Genomic DNA, 17,082 nt, shown 5'->3' on the forward strand with positions numbered 1-17,082 from the left:
TTTCGAACAGGTGTGGTGTGGACACGAGCGCTATCGCTGGGGGTGCTGTTATTTTACGATTACTCAATCGACTAATCTTCACCCAAAAAACCACCGCTCTGATGTTGCCAAAGTTTCGCATATAAACCATTTTTCTCTAGCAATTCGTTATGTGTGCCTTGTTCCACAATTCGTCCTTGGTCTAATACAATTAATCGATCCATAGCCGCAATGGTGGATAAACGATGAGCAATTGCAATCACCGTTTTATTTTCCATCATTTTGTCTAAGCTAGACTGAATAGCAATTTCCACTTCAGAATCTAAGGCGCTAGTCGCTTCATCAAGCAATAAAATCGGTGCATCTTTTAACATCACACGAGCAATAGCAATACGCTGACGTTGACCTCCAGAGAGTTTAACACCTCGTTCGCCAACATGGGCATCATAACCTCGTCCTCCCTTCGCATCACTTAAGAGCGGTATAAAATCTGCGGCTTCCGCTCGTTGTGCTGCCTCCAGCATTTCTTGTTCCGTTGCCTCTGGACGCCCATAAACAATATTGTCACGTACAGAACGATGCAACAAAGAAGTATCTTGTGTCACTAAGCCAATTTGACGGCGTAAACTTTCTTGCGAAACCTCTGTCACGTCTTGCCCGTCAATAGTAATGGCACCTTGTTGGGTTTCATAGAAACGCAGCAACAAATTCACAATGGTGGATTTGCCAGCACCAGAACGCCCAATTAATCCTACTTTCTCACCTGCTTTAATATGTAGATTAAAATCTGTTAGCAAAGGCTTATCTGGAGAATACGCAAAATTCACATTGTTAAAACAAATATCTCCTTGCTTAACCTCTAAATCTGGCGCATCAGGTTTATCCACGATGGTATGGGGTTTTGTCAGGGTTGCCATACCATCGTTTACCGTACCAATATTTTCAAATAAACGTGCCATTTCCCACATAATCCAACGAGAAAGCCCATTCACTCTTAATGCCATTGCAAGTGCGGTGGCAATTGCACCCACGCCAACCAGCCCTTTTGCCCATAACACAATGCCTAAAATACTGGTGCTTAATGTCAATGCCACATTGGCACTATAAGTCAGCGTATCTAAAGAAGTCGCAAGACGCATTTGGGCATGCACAGTAAGCATAAATTCTTGCATGGAGCGCTTGGCATAATCAGCCTCTCGAGAACCATGAGAAAAAAGCTTAACAGTAGCAATATTTGCGTAAGCATCGGTAATTCTCCCTGTCATCAAGGATCTTGAATCAGCCTGTCGTTCTGCGGTTTTGGCAAGTTTAGGGATCACAATCCACAAAATAACGCTAAAAATCACTATCCATAATACAAAAGGCACTAATAGCCAGATATCTAATGCGGCTAAAACTACGCCAGAAGTAATAAAATAAACCAAAATATAAACCATCATATCCGCTAAAGTCAGCACGGTATCACGCACGGCTAGTGCGGTTTGCATCACTTTAGCAGACACTCGTCCAGCAAATTCATCTTGGTAAAAACTTAAACTTTGCCCCAACATTAAACGATGGAAATTCCAACGTAAACGCATAGGAAAGACACCTTGCAAGGTTTGCAAACGGCTAGCTGAAGCTAAAAAAGACCAAATAATGCTAAGTAACAACAAAGCGCCCATGCCAATAAGCAACGTACCTTTCTGCTCCCACAAGGTTTGTGGCGTATATTGCCCCAACCATTCCACTAAAACACCCATAAATTGAAACAAGAGAGCTTCCATTGCCCCCAAGCCAATAGATAGGAACGCAAGCAAGAAAATCCATTTTTTCATTCCCTCTAAGTTTGCCCAAATAAAGCCAAACAAACCTTTATTTAGTTGTTTAGGTGCTTGTTCTGGATAGGGATTTAAACGATTTTCAAACCAAGTAAAAATTTTGTTTAACATTGAGATTTCCTATGGAATGCTTTAACCTAGATGAGCCAAAACTTCCCTCTATTTATTACGCTTTTCTAATGCCTGTAAAACGGCAGTAGGCACTAACTGAGATACATCACCTTGATGAAGATAGATATCTCTTACTAAGGTAGAAGAAATATAAGACCATTGCTCTGCTGGTGGCAAAAATAAACTCTCCACACCATTGGTCAATAAACGATTTAAATGGGCAAGTTGTAATTCATATTCAAAATCCATTGTAGTACGCACACCTCGAATAATGGCATGAATTTGTTTTTCTTTTACGACATTTGCCAATAAATCCTCAAAGCCAATAACCTCTACGTTTTCTAAATGTGCAACAGATAATCGGGCTAACTCAACTCGTTGCTCCAAATTAAATAAAGGCTGTTTACTCGGGCTTTTCGCTACGGCAACAATAACTTTGCTAAACAACACCGCACTTCGCTGAATAATATCCACATGCCCATTGGTAATAGGATCGAAAGTACCGGGATAAATAACCGTTGTCATTATTCTTTCTCCAAATAAGGTTGTAATAATTCAAATAAGCGTTGTAATGCGCCACGATTTTGCACTAGCACTTCATAACCTGCATTGCCATAGCTTTTACATAACTCAGGCGAATCAAGCAATTTTCTCACCGCACTTTCTAATTCTTGGCTATTCTCATTGACTAATATCACGCCCTCAACTTCCACTAAGTTTTGATAAACCTCAGGAAAATTAAAGGTATATTGACCGCTAATCACAGGTAATTTAAAGGCAAGAGGTTCTAGTGGATTATGTCCGCCATGTTTGACTAAGCTCCCTCCTACAAAAGCAATATCCGCAATACCATACATCAGCATCAATTCGCCCATAGTGTCACCCAGAACAACTTGCGTTGATAAACTCGGATTAATGTGTGCAGAACGGCGAACATAGCTTAATCCTTGTTTCTCAATTAAATCTGCTACAGGATTAAAACGTTCAGGCTGGCGTGGCACTAAAATTAATAGCAACTCTGGATAAGTGTTTAGCAACTGTTTATGTGCTTGTAAAATAATTTCTTCTTCGCCTTCGTGAGTGCTTGCGGCAATCCAAACTGGACGATTTTCAATCCAAGACTGGCGAAGTGCGGTAATTTTTTGCGCTAATTCTTCAGTGACCACTAAATCATATTTAATATTGCCAGTGAGTTTTAATTTCTCTGGGTTATAGCCCAAATCGATATAACGCTGCTGACTCACTTTATCTTGCGGTGCAATCAAGCTAATTTGGCTAAACATATGTTGTAACTGATTTTTGACCCAACCATAGCGTTTCGCTGAACGACCAGACAATCTTGCATTGGCAATAACAAAAGGAATATTTCTTGAATGTAGTTGTTTAATTAAATTCGGCCAAATTTCTGTTTCAATTACAATACATAATTTGGGTTGCACAAAATTAAGAAAACGACCAATAGCATCAGGCAAATCATAGGGTAAATAAACATGGAAAACCGACGGACCAAAAGCCGCTTTCACACGATCAGAACCTGTTGGTGTCACTGTGGTAAAAGTAATGGATAAATGTGGATATTGTTGTTGTATCTGTTTAACCAAGGGTGTCGCTGCAATAACTTCGCCAACAGAAGCCGCATGAATAACAATACCTTTAGCTTGTGGCTGACTGAAAGTAGGATAAAAGGCATAACGCTCTAAAAGACGCTTGCGATAATTGGGGGACTTCACACTGCGTACAAGGTTATAAGCCAAGATCAATGGCTGAACACAGTACATGATTAAAGTATAAAAGAAGGACCACATAAATTTAGACGTTAGGAAAATGAGAAATTGTGAGTATTAAAAAGTGCGGTAAATTTTACCGCACTTTTTTATGAATGAATGTTAATTAGTTTTTTGCTTGCGCTGCGGCTTTAACGATCACTGCAAAAGCAGGCGCTTTTAATGATGCACCGCCTACTAATGCGCCATCAATATCTGGCTGAGTAAACAATTCTGCTGCGTTTGCATCATTTACAGAACCACCGTACTGAATGATAACTTGATCTGCAACTGCTTGGCTTTGTTTTGCAATATGACCACGGATGAATGCATGAACTGCTTGTGCTTGCGCTGGAGTAGCTGATTTACCTGTACCGATTGCCCAAATTGGTTCATAAGCAATTACTGCGCCATTGAAAGCTTCAACGCCTAATGTGTTGATTACCGCATCAATTTGACGAGCGCAAACTTCTTCTGTTTTACCCGCTTCATTTTCCGCTTCACTTTCACCGATACATAACACAGGAACTAAGCCAGCTTCTTTTAATACACCAAATTTTTTCGCAATAAATTCATCACTTTCATGATGATATTGACGGCGCTCAGAGTGACCAATAATGATATATTTTGCACCAAAGTCTTTTAACATTTCTGTTGAAATATCACCGGTAAATGCACCTTGTTTGTTTAAATCCACATTTTGTGCACCTAAAGCAATATCACTGCCAACCAAAGCCGCTTCTGCTTCTGCTAAATACATCACAGGTGGTGCAATTGCAACATCACAGCCTGAAACACCATTAAGTTCAGCTTTTAAACCTGTAATAAGTTCTTTAGTAAAAGCTTTGCTACCGTTTAATTTCCAGTTACCCATAACTAAAGGACGACGTGCCATTTTGATTTTCTCCATAATAATTAACAAAAAAATTCTGCTCGGTACTATACTCTTTTTTGTACAATTTTTCCCGTATTCAGAAAAAATTTTTTCAGAAAAGATGATTATTTCGTATTAAAAAGCTACAATCCACTGTATGAATTTCACAAATTTTGAACAATTATTGAGAAATGAAAATATTTAAAGCTGAACTATGGAATTTAGATGCCTTATTGTCTTTATTTGAGCAATACCGCATCGCCCATCAAATGACTGAAAATCCTGAACGAACCCTTACTTTTTTATCCAACCGAATTCGATTTAGTGAAAGTATTTTCTTTCTTGCCGTTGATCATCAGCAAAATCCAGTAGGATTTATCCAACTCTACCCTCGCTTTTCTTCCTTACAACTACAACGCTACTGGCAACTCAGCGACATTTTTGTCCAAAACACCGCAAATAAAAGCGAAATTTATACCGCACTTATTGCCAAAGCAAAAGAATTTGTCTGCTACACCCAATCAACACTTTTAGTCATTGAGCAAAATTTACAACAGCAAGAATTATTAATAAGTGAAGGTTTTAAACTTAATCAACAAAAATCCATTTTTGAATTAAATTTATCGCTTGTATAAAAAACAAACCAGCCAAAAGGCTGGTTTGATTTATTTAACTAAATGATTACCACTGATAACCCACGCTACCGCCGTAAGTCACATCTTTACGGGAGTTCAGACCAACACCTACTTTAATAGAAATTTTGTTGTTGTCTGAGTTGCGTGCGTAACCAACTGCAATAGCGGATTGGCCTTTATAGCCACCAACAGCAGCGGAAACCATACTTTTACCCGGCAAGTTAGGGCGTTGCAAGAATGCCATCGCAGTTGCTCCAGCAATACCCGCTTGAAGATCTTTATTGACTTTATTGATACGGTTATTGACATCACCCATCTTACGATTAAGTTGATTAACATTCACTGCATCAGTACCTTTCACACCTTCTTTAACATTAGAGATAGTTGTATTACCTGCATCAATACCAGATTTCGTGATACTTGGACCATCTTTAATAGTCATTCCATCATTATTCACAATAGTATCACCAATGGTAATGCTACCATCTTTAGTCAAGTCGATATCTTTAGCCAATTTTACTTCTAACGAATTATCAGTTGGATTAGATACAACCCCAATATTCTTTTTATCAGAAAGTTTAGTCTTATCAGTTTGACCGCCCTTAACTGTCAATTTGGTATTTAACGGACGTTTGACTTCTTCACCCACATCACCATCGAAGATTAAGCCATCTTTTAAGGTTGCGACTTTTTCTACAATTGTCTTACCTTTATTATCATAGCTGTACTCAATACGTGGTTTTTGTGGTTTACCATCTTTTCAAGACCTGGCACACCGTCTTTACCATCAACACCTGGTTCGCCAACACCGATAGTAATATTCGCAGACACGCCATCTTTACCATCTTTGCCTTTCGGACCTGTTAAGCCGATTGATCCATCTTTACCGTTGATAACAACAGAAGAACCATCTTTACCATTGACTGCAACTTTACCGTCTTTACCTAGTTTCCTTGGTTGACCATCTTTGCTCGGCTCGCCTTTTTCACCCACATTCACAGAGCCAACATCCAAATCATTAGATACCGCAAAGGTCACATTCGCACCATCTTGCTTCACTTCTAGGTTTTTACCCGCAGTAAAGGTTTGTTTGTCGCCTGGTTTGACTAAAGCACCAGTATCATTAACAGTTGAAGTAGTAAGCTCTTCATCTGTATCTGCTGTTGCTACTTTATGACCTGAGTTATTGATAGCATTCACAACATCGCTTGTTGTTGCTAATTTATCATCTTTAGCATCATCTGTTTTGGCTTTACCATCTTCAACAGTAATATCACCTTTGGCTGCATCTGTAATTTCTTTGGCATCTACTTTGACTTTGATAGTAGAGTTGCCAGTTTCATCTATAGTAGTAATAACCTTAGCAGCGCCTTCTCCTTCAAAGGTCACGTTATCACCTGGGTTAACCAAGGTGCTAGCTGCACTGCCGTCAGCTTTTTTACCATTTAGCTTCCAGCCAGATGCTGCAATCGCATCAGCCACTTGTTTAGTGGTTGCAGCCTTATCTTCTGCAGTATCTGTTGAGGTGACTTTACCTGTTGTTGTATTGGCTATGAGATTACCTTTTTGTAGATCAACGGTATAAGTCGTGACGTTGGTTGTTGTATTTTTCTCTCCTGCTGTAACCTTCACTAAACTACCAGTTGCTGACTCAACTTTAGTACCATCAGCATGGACCACATAAGTGGTTGAACTATCTGCATTAGTTTTGGTTTCAATATCAGCAATATTGCTACCTCCTTCAACTGAAGACTTAGCTGCTTTTAATTGGCTAACATTTACGGCATCGTTAGCGTTAGTACCATTAGCCACATTGGTAATTGCTGTATTGCCTGCATTAATACCGTCTTTGTTAATAACAATATTTTTGTTATCTCCTACTGGTACAGTTAGGGTATTTGTCGTTGTACTATTGACACTAATATCATTAGCCAAGGCAAAGGCAATATTCGCCCCATCCTGCTTCACTTTTAAGTTTTTACCTGCAGTGAAAGTTTGTTTGTCTCCAGGTTTTACTAGAGTACCATCGCTATTGACCACTGAATTGTCAATCGCCTCATCAGTATCAGCAGTAGCCACCTTATGACCAGATTCATTAATGGCTTTGGCAACTGTTGTTGCATTGACCAGTTTATCGCCATTGGTTACAGGTGTAGTAATATTACCATTGTTAGACACGGTCAAATCTGCAGTGGAAACATCCGCCTGTTTAGCAGAAATGGTGAATTTTTTACCGTCTTGCACGATATTTACGTTTTCGCCAGCGGCAAATTCTACCAAGTCACCTGCTTTTACAGCTTGTTCTGAACCACCAGCACCATCAAGTTTCACACGCCAGAAGGCTGAGTTAATGGCATTGGTTACTGCAGACACAGTTGCGACGCCTTCACTACCGTTGCCATTAGCAATGGCTGATAAGGCACCTGTGTTTGTAGTACCTAGGTTAGTTGTCGTTGGTAGCGTACCGAAGTTGCCCTTAACTACATCAACGGTGATGGTGTTGGTGTCGCCTGCCTTAGCAACCGATACACTGGCTAGATTGCTGTCGCCTGCGATAAACTTCACTTTACCGCCAGCTTTCACGTCATCAACTTTGCCCGTGCCGTTATGCAATTCCCAAGATACACTGTTAATAGCTGTGGCAACATTTTTCACAGTAGCTAAACCGTCAGTACCTGGCACGGTTAATTTGCCACTAGTTGCTTCATCAATCGTGCCTGTTTTTACGCCCACGGTGTAGGTGGTGACATTAGTTTTTGTATCTTCTGTAGGTGTCACTGTGACAAAAGCATTACCTGTTGCAGGCTCTACTTTAGAACCTTTAGCATGAACGGTGTAAGTGGTTCCACCCGTTGTAGCATTTGCCTCAGAAGTAACATCAGCAATGTTAGAACCTGGTGCAACATGAACTTTGGTTGCGTTTAACTGGCTTAGGTTTACTGCATCGGTTGCATTTGTACCATTTGCCACATTGGTAATTGGTTTACCACCTGCGTTGATGCCGTCTTTGTTAATCACAACATTATTGTTGCCACCTGTTGATACTGTAACGCTATCAACATTGATGTCTTTAGCCAAGCCAAAAGTAATATTTTGGTTGTCTTGATTAACAACCAAGTTTTTACCTGCTTTGTAGGTGATCTTGTCATCAGGATTAACAGTTACACCATCTGGATTTGTAGCTTCCGTTACTTGATCTGCTGTCTTGTCAGTGGCAAGTTTATGACCTGTAGTGCGACCATCTACACCATCACGCACTATTGTTTTGGTTTCTTTACCGTTACCATCATTGATAGTAATTGTATGTGTACCATCATTACCATCAGTCACACTAATAGTTGGGGTTTTACCATCTTGTCCTGGTTCACCTTGAGGACCTGCTGGACCAGTTGGACCAGCTGGGCCTTGTGGACCTGGAGCACCCTCTGCACCTTCTCGACCTGTGTCACCTTTTTCTCCTCGGTCACCTTGTGGACCCACTGGACCTGGAATACCTTGATCACCTTTAGGACCTGGTTGACCTTGTGGGCCTGGTTGACCTTGTGGACCTTCTCGACCTTGGTCACCTTTTTCGCCTTTTTCGCCTTTTTCGCCTGGATCGCCTTTAGGGCCTTTAAAACGATCATCATTGGCAAGAGTATCTTTATCCAGAGAAACTGTGACTGTATTACCATTTACCTCGCCTTTAATACCATCTTTAAAATTAAAGGTCAGGCCATCTGCATTGACGTTGTTGCCATTAGTGATTGGTTGATTTTCATTTTGAAAGTTCATCAGCACCGATCTTGGTCTTGATGAAATGGTGAAATCCCAGCCATTTTGAGCAATATTGATATTATCTCCAGCAATGAATTTAACCGTATTCCCTGCTTTAACTGGTTGATTAGTGATCACACCATTATCATTCGTGCCTGTTGTTTTTCCAGAAGTTACAAACCAAGACACATTATTAATGGCATCAACGACATTATTTGCGGTCACCAAGCCATCAGCGGCAGGTCTTCCGATAATTCCTGAAGTAGTCGTTGTTGGAATGTTACTGGTTTTTAGTCCTAAGGTATGACGAGTAACATTATTAGCAACTGTAGTATTGGCAACGGTCAGAAGATTGCTACTGCTGGCAACTTCCGCTCCCTTGGCATGAACTGTATAAGTAATACCGTTGGCATTACTAGTTTTGGCAACATTAACAATGTTGCTACCTTTGGCAACTATCGTTGTATTCGCTTTTAATTGACTGATATTGACCGCATCTTTGTCAGCAGCACCATTTTCCACATTGGTGATTTTCTTATTGCCTGCGTTGATGCCGTTATTATTAATAACTACCTTATTATTTCCGCCTGTTGGCACATTAATTGTGGTTGCATTAACGGTATTAACATTAATGTCATTTGATAATGCAAAGGTAAGATTAGCACCTGACTGTTTAACTTCTAAGTTTTTACCTGCGGTAAAGGTTTGTTTATCGCCTGGTTTTACCAGAGCACCATTAGCATTCACAGTAGATGTTGCCAAAGCCTCATCACTATCTGCACTTGCTACCTTATGACCAGACTGATTGATAGCATTAGCAACAGTACTCGCATTGACCAGTTTGCCTGCGTCACCGCCATTCGGTGTATTACTAGGTGTATTAATAGCACCTGAATTATTTGGTGTTAACGCCGCTGTATTGACTGAGATGGTAAAATTTTGGTTATTTTGAGCGATATTCAGACCATTACCTGCGATAAATTTCACAGTATCGCCAAAATGTACCACCTGGGCTTTTGATCCAGAAACTGCTCCACCAGCGATCTTATCAGCCTGAACCTTCCAATGTGCTTGGCGAATCACTTGGTATAACTGCGAGCCGTTAATGGCATCAGTCGAACCTGCGGTAATCTGACCTGCCGCTACATTTTTTAGTTGTCTTTCTTTGCCCGCACTACCAATTGATACGACACCATGTGCAGTAGCGCCTTGAAAGCCTGTATAGGTTAAATCATTAATCTTTGCTGAAGATGTATTGACCCCGGTAGCTGTTGTTGAGCCATTACCCAAAGCCACGCTGTTGGCGTGGGTTGCAGTTGCCCCTTTACCAATGGCGACAGCTTGAGGGCCTGAAGCACTCGCTCTGGAACCAGCGGCAAAAGACTCTACGCCTGAAGCATTGGAGTTTGGACCAAAAGCCGCAGCATTATCAGCCAAGCTTTTTGCACCACCACCGACAGCGACAGCGTTTTGACCAGTTGAGTTGGCAGCACCACCCAAGGCAAGAGACCAATGACCTGAAGCAGAAGAATTTTTACCGATAGCGACCGCAACATTGCCTGCTGAATTTGCTGACTGACCAACAGCGACAGATTCTGTACCACCCGATGTAGCATCCGCACCACCAGCAAAGGAAGCAGTACCAGCAGCATTTGACGACTGACCGAATGCAGTGGCACGAGCACCAGCTTTGGTATTAAAACCAAGTGCGGTAGCTTTTTCGCCTGATGTTACGGAAGTATCACCTAAAGCCACCGCATGATTTTGGTTAGCAGAAGAACTTTTACCAATAGCGACAGCGTTTGTGCCAGCTGAACTTGATGAATGTCCCACAGCAACTGAACTTGCCCCACCAGAATTAGCTGATTGACCGACAGCGACAGATTCTGAACCACCAGATGTCGCATCCGCACCACCAGCAAAGGAAGCTGTACCAGATGCATTTGAATACTGACCTACGGCTGTAGCTCTTATTTTTGCGTGCGCACCATAACCTAAGGCCGAGGCTTTTTCACCATTAGTATTGGCTTGAAAACCTATCGCTGTAGAGAAGTTTCCTATTGCATGTGAATTTGAACCAAAAGCAGAAGCCCAACTCGAATCAACCTTACTATCCTGACCTACAGCAGTACCGTATGCACCATTAGAAATGGCGGCATGACCGACAGCGGTTGCCCAACCATCATTGGCCTTAGCACCAGCTCCAAGAGCTGTAGCATTCGCTTTTGCAAAAGTGTTACCACCGATGGCAGTAGCATTGATACCTACAACAGTTCTTCCATTACTTTGTTGATCAAGTGTCGACCCAGGGCCGATATGTAAAGAATAAGTAGCACGTTGATTGCCATCTTTATCATTAGATTGCGTATATTGCTTACCTGAAATATTTTGAGCAGAGGTGGCATCAGCATACGCTGGAGTGACAATAAAAGAACTGTCTATAAAGACACTCACGCCCAATACGGTACCGAGCGCTACTAAGGCTTTAGATGATTTACGTTTATCCGTAAGACTCTTCGACTTACCACAACTTCTTGCTAATTCAGACACAACGTTAAACGTTTGTGTGGAATGGTTCCAGATTATTTTAAAAATTTTATTCATACTCACGACCTTGTGGAAAAAACAACATGTGCCCCCCCCTGCGAGGCTTATGCCATTACAGTTCTTGGGAAAAAATAACTTAAATACAGATTTTAGGAAGAAAAGTCTCAACTTTCTCTAACTGAGAAAGCAGAAAATCACTTAGGCTTGGCGTAAAACATTACGCTAAAACGACATTCCAACGACACTTTTAACTCCATTTGAATAGTGACTAATGGTGATTTTTATAAAAATCACTCATATAAAGAGGGTTTAATAGAATATATTGTGAACAATTATAGGCTCAAAAGGTTAAGATTTCTAGATAACAGAAAGTAAAGTTATGTAAAGTTATGTAAATTTATACCTCTACATATGTAAATTTTTTGCTTGTATATTTTATATAAAAAAATCTGCACTTATGGCTATAAAAAAACAAGCTTTATTCTAAGTGCAGATTTTCGTGCTAATTTTACTTTTTACAACAAAATTTACAACTGCTCCACTAAACGAATGGCATCCCCAATGTAAGTTTCTGGTGTCAGCTGTTGTAAACGTGCTTTTTCATGGGCTGGAATATCTAATTTTTCGATAAATTCCAACATCGCTTGCGCATCAACTCGTTTGCCTCGAGTAAGCTCTTTTAATTTTTCATAAGGTTTTTCAATACCATAACGGCGCATAACGGTTTGGATTGGTTCAGCAAGCACTTCCCAGTTTTGATTGAGTTCTTCTCTTAAGTGCGGTTCATTTACTTCGAGTTTGCTAATGCCTTTTGCCGTAGCCGCATAAGCAATTAAGCAATAGCCAAGCCCAACACCTAAATTGCGTAACACTGTGGAATCCGTGAGGTCACGTTGCCAGCGTGAAATCGGTAATTTAGCCCCTAAATGCGCCATGACCGCATTGGCTAAACCTAAGTTGCCTTCTGAGTTTTCAAAGTCAATTGGGTTGACTTTATGCGGCATGGTTGATGATCCGATTTCGCCTGCGATGGTACGTTGTTTAAAGTGATTTAATGCAATGTAGCCCCATAAATCACGGTCAAAGTCGATAACAATGGTATTAAAGCGAGCCACGTTGTCAAAAAACTCTGCAATGTAATCATGCGGTTCAATTTGGGTGGTGTAAGGGTTCCAAGTTAAACCTAAGGAAGTCACAAATTCTTGGCTAAATTGGTGCCAGTCGATTTCAGGATAAGCAGATAAATGCGCATTGTAATTACCCACCGCGCCATTAATTTTGCCGAGGATTTCGGTTTGTTGTAATTGCTTAAATTGGCGCTCTAAACGATAGACCACATTAGCCATTTCTTTGCCCATGGTCGTTGGCGATGCAGGTTGCCCATGTGTACGAGATAGCAATGGAATAGTTTTATATTCATGCGCAAGTGCGGTGATTTTTTCGATTAGTTTGCGCCATTCTGGTAAAAGCACTTCATCTCGAGCAGTTTTTAACATTAAGGCATGAGAAAGGTTGTTAATATCTTCTGAAGTACAAGCAAAATGGATAAATTCACTGATTGCCGCTAATTCTGGCATCGCCTGACTTTTTTCTTTTAAGAAATACTCAACGGCTTTTACATCATGATTTGTTGTGCTCTCAATTTCTTTAATGCGCTCAGCATCTTGCAAGCTGAAATTTTCTACCAATTGATCTAGGTAATCGTTTGCGTCTTTTGACAAAGAAGAAACTTCTTGAATTGCACTGGTAGCAGCAAGTTTTTGTAACCAACGAACTTCCACTGTAACGCGAAATTTTAATAAGCCAAATTCGCTAAAAATACTGCGTAAAGGGGTTACTTTGTCTTGATAACGACCATCGATTGGGGAAAGTGCGGTTAATGCGTTGAGTTGCATAAAAGAATTACTCCTAAGAATAGTTAAAGAGATAAATAAATTTGTTGGGCGGTAGCCATGAGCTTACGGCGTGAAAATAAAAATTGCCATTTTGTGCCACCCATTTGGCGCCAGAGCACCGCCGAGCGAATACCAGCTAATAAACAAGCACGAATACGATTTTGTGTCGCAAGTTGTTGTAAATAAAGTGGCGAACCTTGTACCTGAATGCGTGCGCCTAAAGGACTGATAACATCAACATAAATTGAGGCTAAAGTAGAAAGCATTTGTTCATCGAGCAAATCATAATGGGCGAGTTGCGTAGGCAAATATTGAATACGGCGGGCAAGTTCTGCTTTCGCTTGTGGATTTTTATTTAATTTAGTTTCCAATGCCAACAGCCCTAACCAATAGCGATTTAACTCTGGCTCACTACCATTTAATTGCTCCATTAGAGTCTCTAAGCCTAACTTCAAATGAGCCTCTTGTCCACCATAAACCGCAAGCGTATTTTCTGGTGCGGTTTGTAATAAGCTGTTTAAACTGATTTGTAGAATTTCTTGATCTGCGCTGCCATGGGTTGCAAATTGTTTTACCAATTTTGCCGCTTGGCACACGCCAGCAAGGGCAAGCGTTATATCTTGATAATTAGCCATAAATAATTGAGGTTGGTAAGAAAAAATATCCAGAGAAAAAACAGCGCACAATATAGCATTTTTAGAATGCGTTTAAAAGATTGTAAATAAAAGGTAAAAGTGCGGTGCTTTTTGCGATTATTTTTATTCAACAATGACTACAATGTGCGTTTATGATCAACATCATACTAAATATTTCTTTTTTTGATTATGCTTAACTTCCTTGTTCTTGTTTGAGGTGTTTCAATGTATCCCTTTCAATTAATGGCAAAGCCGACAGGTTCTATTTGCAATATTGATTGCAAATACTGTTTTTATTTGGAAAAACCGCACCTTAATCAGCGCAGAATGGATGATGCTGTACTTGAAAAATATATCCAAAATTACATTGAACTCGCACCACAAAAGGAATTGACATTTCTCTGGCAAGGTGGTGAGCCCACACTCGCTGGCTTAGATTTTTATCAAAAGGCTGTTGAATTACAGCAGAAATATGCAAAAGGCAAACGTATTTATAACGCCTTGCAAACGAATGGTATTTTGCTTGATGAAAATTGGTGTCGCTTTCTCAAAGAAAATCAGTTTTTAGTGGGCGTTTCCATTGATGGCCCGCAAGATTTACATGATGCCTACCGAGTAACTAAAAGCCAGAAAGGGACTTTTCATCAAGTCATGCACGCCATTGAGCATTTACTGGCATATCAAGTGCAATTTAATACACTCACGGTGGTGCATAAAGAAAATGTACAACATGGCGCAAGAATTTATCATTTCCTCAAAGAAATTGGCTCAACCTATATGCAATTTATTCCCTTAATGGGCGATTTTGAGCAAGAAGCTACCGCAAAAGATTACGGGCAAATGATGATTGCTATTTTCGAGGAATGGCGCAAAGCGGATATTGGCAAAATTGGGGTGCAATATATTGAGCAATGGCTCATGGCCTATTTAGGTTTTCAACCCAGTTTGTGCATTTTCCGTAAAACTTGTGGCGATCAAATGATTGTAGAGCAAAATGGTGATATTTATAGTTGCGATCATTATGTTTATCCTGAATATAAAATTGGTAACCTAATTGAAACGCCATTATTAGATATTACCTATTCCACCCAACAACAACGATTTGGCAGTAATAAAGCGAAGGTGTCTGATCGTTGCCAACAATGCCGTTTCCGTTTTGCCTGTAACGGTGGTTGTCCAAAACATCGCAAAATCCAAGGCTTTGGCGAACCGCATAATGTGTTGTGCGAAGCCTATTATTCCGCACTTTCTCATATGGATAATTTTTTAAAACAATTCGCTTGGCAATTAAGACATGGAAAATTGTAAAAGTGTGAACTTGCTCACAGGCTCCATATGATAAATATCATAAGCCCCGAAGAAGATTAATTTGTATCCTAATTGCGACTTTTTTACTCAATCGGGGGTACCATGAAAAATATCAAATCTACTTTAAAAGCAACCTTAGTGGGTTTACTTGGTTTAATTAGTGTCAATGCGAATGCAGAACCAAATTGGCCAACTGCACCAGTGACAATTATCACACCTTGGGCTGTGGGCGGTTTAGCGGACCAAATTAACCGAGCAATGTCAGAGTATGGCAAAGAACAATATGGACAACCGCTCTTAGCCGATAATATTTTAGGCTCTGGCGGTGCAGTGGCTTTAACAGAATATGTTAAAGAACAACCAAATACCCATAAACTCATTCTAGGTGGTGAAGGTAGCTTCGCTATTGCACCTTTAACAATGAAAGTTGCCTATAAATTCGATGATTTCATTCCTGTGATTAACATCTACTCTTCTACTTTTGTGTTCCTTTCTAATCCAAAAGCCAAAGTAGATAGTATGGCAACATTAAAAGACTACATTAAAGCAGGCAAAACAGTGAAAGTAGGTGTGAACGGTACTAACTCATCTGAAGCCTTACAAACAGCTGCCTTCTTAACAGAATTAGATGCAAAATTTAAACTTATTCCATATGAAGGCGCGAATGAAGCCTTAACTGCGGTGGTTTCTGGCGAAGTTACTTTCGCAACCACACACGCATCATTAGCAAGAGAATTCGTTAAAGCAAACAGCGTAAAACCTGTTATTGCCTTTGATGAGAAAAAACTCGTTGATGAAGTATATAACTTAGAAAGTGTGGGCGATTATGGTTTAGATACTTGGATGACAAATACTTGTGCAGTATTTATTCGTGCAGGAACAGATCAAGCTATCGTAGATAAAAACTACAAAGCATTGAAAGCCATTCTTGAAAATCCAAAACTACAACAAACCGCAAAAAACATCGGTTTACGTTTAGATATTCGTGATGGTAAATCTGTTAAAGCCTACATTGATTCAACAATGGATAAAGCACAAAAATATTCTAAATTAGTTAAATAGTCGTTCAAAGTGCGGTGTGAAATTGCATGAGTACATAACAGTTGCACAATAAAACTGTAGGGACGCCACGCTGGCGTCCGTAAAATGTTTCTTAAAAATCAAATGGTTGTGTTCTCTTTTTGCAACGGACGCCAGCGTGGCGTCCCTACAAACACCCCGTCATTTCACCATTATGCAACAACTAAATAGGGTTAAATTTCAAAAATTTACACCGCACTTTTATTCTGTGGGGAGGTTGTATGACAATTCGTTTTCGACAAGATTTAGTCGGTTCTATTGTATTTCTCATTTTTTCATTAGTACTGTGGTTTTTAATCCCTTATCAAATTAAGGTTACTGAAGATGATGAGCTGATTACTGCACAAACCTTCCCACGCCTTGTGATAGGTTTAATGATTTTGTGCTGCGTTATTTTATTCATACAAGAAATCATTAAAGTTATCCGTAAACAACCGACTAAAATGGCAGAGATTAATTTACCGCATGAAGCTCGTTCTTTAGTCGTAGTCTTGTTGTTGGTGCTCTACTGGGGATTATTGCACTGGTTGCCTTTTATTGTATCCTCAACCATTTTTTCTGTTCTATTATTGATTTTCTTTCAATGTAAAAACTGGAAATATTATGCGATTGTCATTGCTGTCATTGTGTCCGTATCGCTCTTTTTCCAAAACTTATTGAATGTGTCATTACCATAAGT

The 17,082-nt window shown here is 40.1% G+C and carries 12 protein-coding genes; 4 read left to right on the top strand and 8 right to left on the bottom strand.

Features of this window, described 5'->3' with window-relative positions:
* Positions 1-71: 71 nt before the first annotated feature.
* The 4 genes from B0186_RS08870 to tpiA all read right to left on the bottom strand — a co-directional run bounded on the left by B0186_RS08870 (position 72) and on the right by tpiA (position 4,568).
* Positions 72-1,910, bottom strand: coding sequence for an ABC transporter ATP-binding protein (locus B0186_RS08870; RefSeq protein ID WP_078219016.1), 1,839 nt, complete (start codon positions 1,908-1,910; stop codon positions 72-74).
* A 48-nt stretch (positions 1,911-1,958) separates the two neighbouring features.
* Positions 1,959-2,435, bottom strand: a complete 477-nt coding sequence (gene coaD / locus B0186_RS08875) for a pantetheine-phosphate adenylyltransferase (RefSeq protein ID WP_078219018.1) — start codon at positions 2,433-2,435, stop codon at positions 1,959-1,961.
* Complete coding sequence (gene waaA, locus B0186_RS08880) at positions 2,435-3,715, bottom strand: lipid IV(A) 3-deoxy-D-manno-octulosonic acid transferase (RefSeq protein ID WP_078219019.1); 1,281 nt, start codon at positions 3,713-3,715, stop codon at positions 2,435-2,437. Before waaA ends, coaD begins: the two co-directional genes overlap by 1 nt.
* 85 nt (positions 3,716-3,800) lie before the next feature.
* Positions 3,801-4,568 carry a triose-phosphate isomerase gene (gene tpiA, locus B0186_RS08885; protein WP_078219021.1) on the bottom strand — a complete coding sequence of 256 codons (768 nt, stop codon included), beginning with the start codon at positions 4,566-4,568 and terminating at the stop codon, positions 3,801-3,803.
* A gap of 170 nt (positions 4,569-4,738) precedes the next feature.
* On the opposite strand from tpiA, the gene B0186_RS08890 reads away from it, so the two are divergent.
* Entirely contained in the window at positions 4,739-5,182 is a 444-nt protein-coding gene (locus B0186_RS08890; protein WP_078219022.1) for a GNAT family N-acetyltransferase, read from the top strand.
* A 46-nt stretch (positions 5,183-5,228) separates the two neighbouring features.
* Here B0186_RS08890 and B0186_RS08895 read toward each other — a convergent pair whose 3' ends face one another.
* The 4 genes from B0186_RS08895 to hflD form a co-directional block, all read right to left on the bottom strand.
* The gene (locus B0186_RS08895; protein ID WP_235817215.1) at positions 5,229-5,831 is read right to left on the bottom strand and encodes a YadA family autotransporter adhesin; all 603 of its coding nucleotides are present in this window, start codon (positions 5,829-5,831) and stop codon (positions 5,229-5,231) included.
* A 44-nt stretch (positions 5,832-5,875) separates the two neighbouring features.
* The gene (locus B0186_RS08900; RefSeq protein WP_078219026.1) at positions 5,876-11,542 is read right to left on the bottom strand and encodes an ESPR-type extended signal peptide-containing protein; all 5,667 of its coding nucleotides are present in this window, start codon (positions 11,540-11,542) and stop codon (positions 5,876-5,878) included.
* A 470-nt stretch (positions 11,543-12,012) separates the two neighbouring features.
* Positions 12,013-13,380, bottom strand: a complete 1,368-nt coding sequence (gene purB, locus B0186_RS08905) for an adenylosuccinate lyase (protein ID WP_078219028.1) — start codon at positions 13,378-13,380, stop codon at positions 12,013-12,015.
* A gap of 23 nt (positions 13,381-13,403) precedes the next feature.
* The gene (hflD, locus tag B0186_RS08910; RefSeq protein ID WP_078219029.1) at positions 13,404-14,015 is read right to left on the bottom strand and encodes a high frequency lysogenization protein HflD; all 612 of its coding nucleotides are present in this window, start codon (positions 14,013-14,015) and stop codon (positions 13,404-13,406) included.
* A gap of 225 nt (positions 14,016-14,240) precedes the next feature.
* Here hflD and B0186_RS08915 point away from each other — a divergent pair, with 225 nt between their 5' ends.
* The 3 genes from B0186_RS08915 (at position 14,241) to B0186_RS08925 (ending at position 17,080) form a co-directional block, all read left to right on the top strand.
* Positions 14,241-15,323, top strand: coding sequence for an anaerobic sulfatase maturase (locus B0186_RS08915; protein WP_078219031.1), 1,083 nt, complete (start codon positions 14,241-14,243; stop codon positions 15,321-15,323).
* A gap of 102 nt (positions 15,324-15,425) precedes the next feature.
* Positions 15,426-16,385: a tripartite tricarboxylate transporter substrate binding protein gene (locus B0186_RS08920; RefSeq protein WP_078219033.1), complete on the top strand. Its 960-nt coding sequence runs from the start codon at positions 15,426-15,428 to the stop codon at positions 16,383-16,385.
* 239 nt (positions 16,386-16,624) lie between these two features.
* Positions 16,625-17,080: a tripartite tricarboxylate transporter TctB family protein gene (locus B0186_RS08925; protein ID WP_078219036.1), complete on the top strand. Its 456-nt coding sequence runs from the start codon at positions 16,625-16,627 to the stop codon at positions 17,078-17,080.
* The last annotated feature ends 2 nt before the right edge of the window (positions 17,081-17,082 follow it).

The sequence above is a fragment of the Canicola haemoglobinophilus genome (genome assembly GCF_002015075.1).
Lineage (GTDB): Bacteria > Pseudomonadota > Gammaproteobacteria > Enterobacterales > Pasteurellaceae > Canicola > Canicola haemoglobinophilus.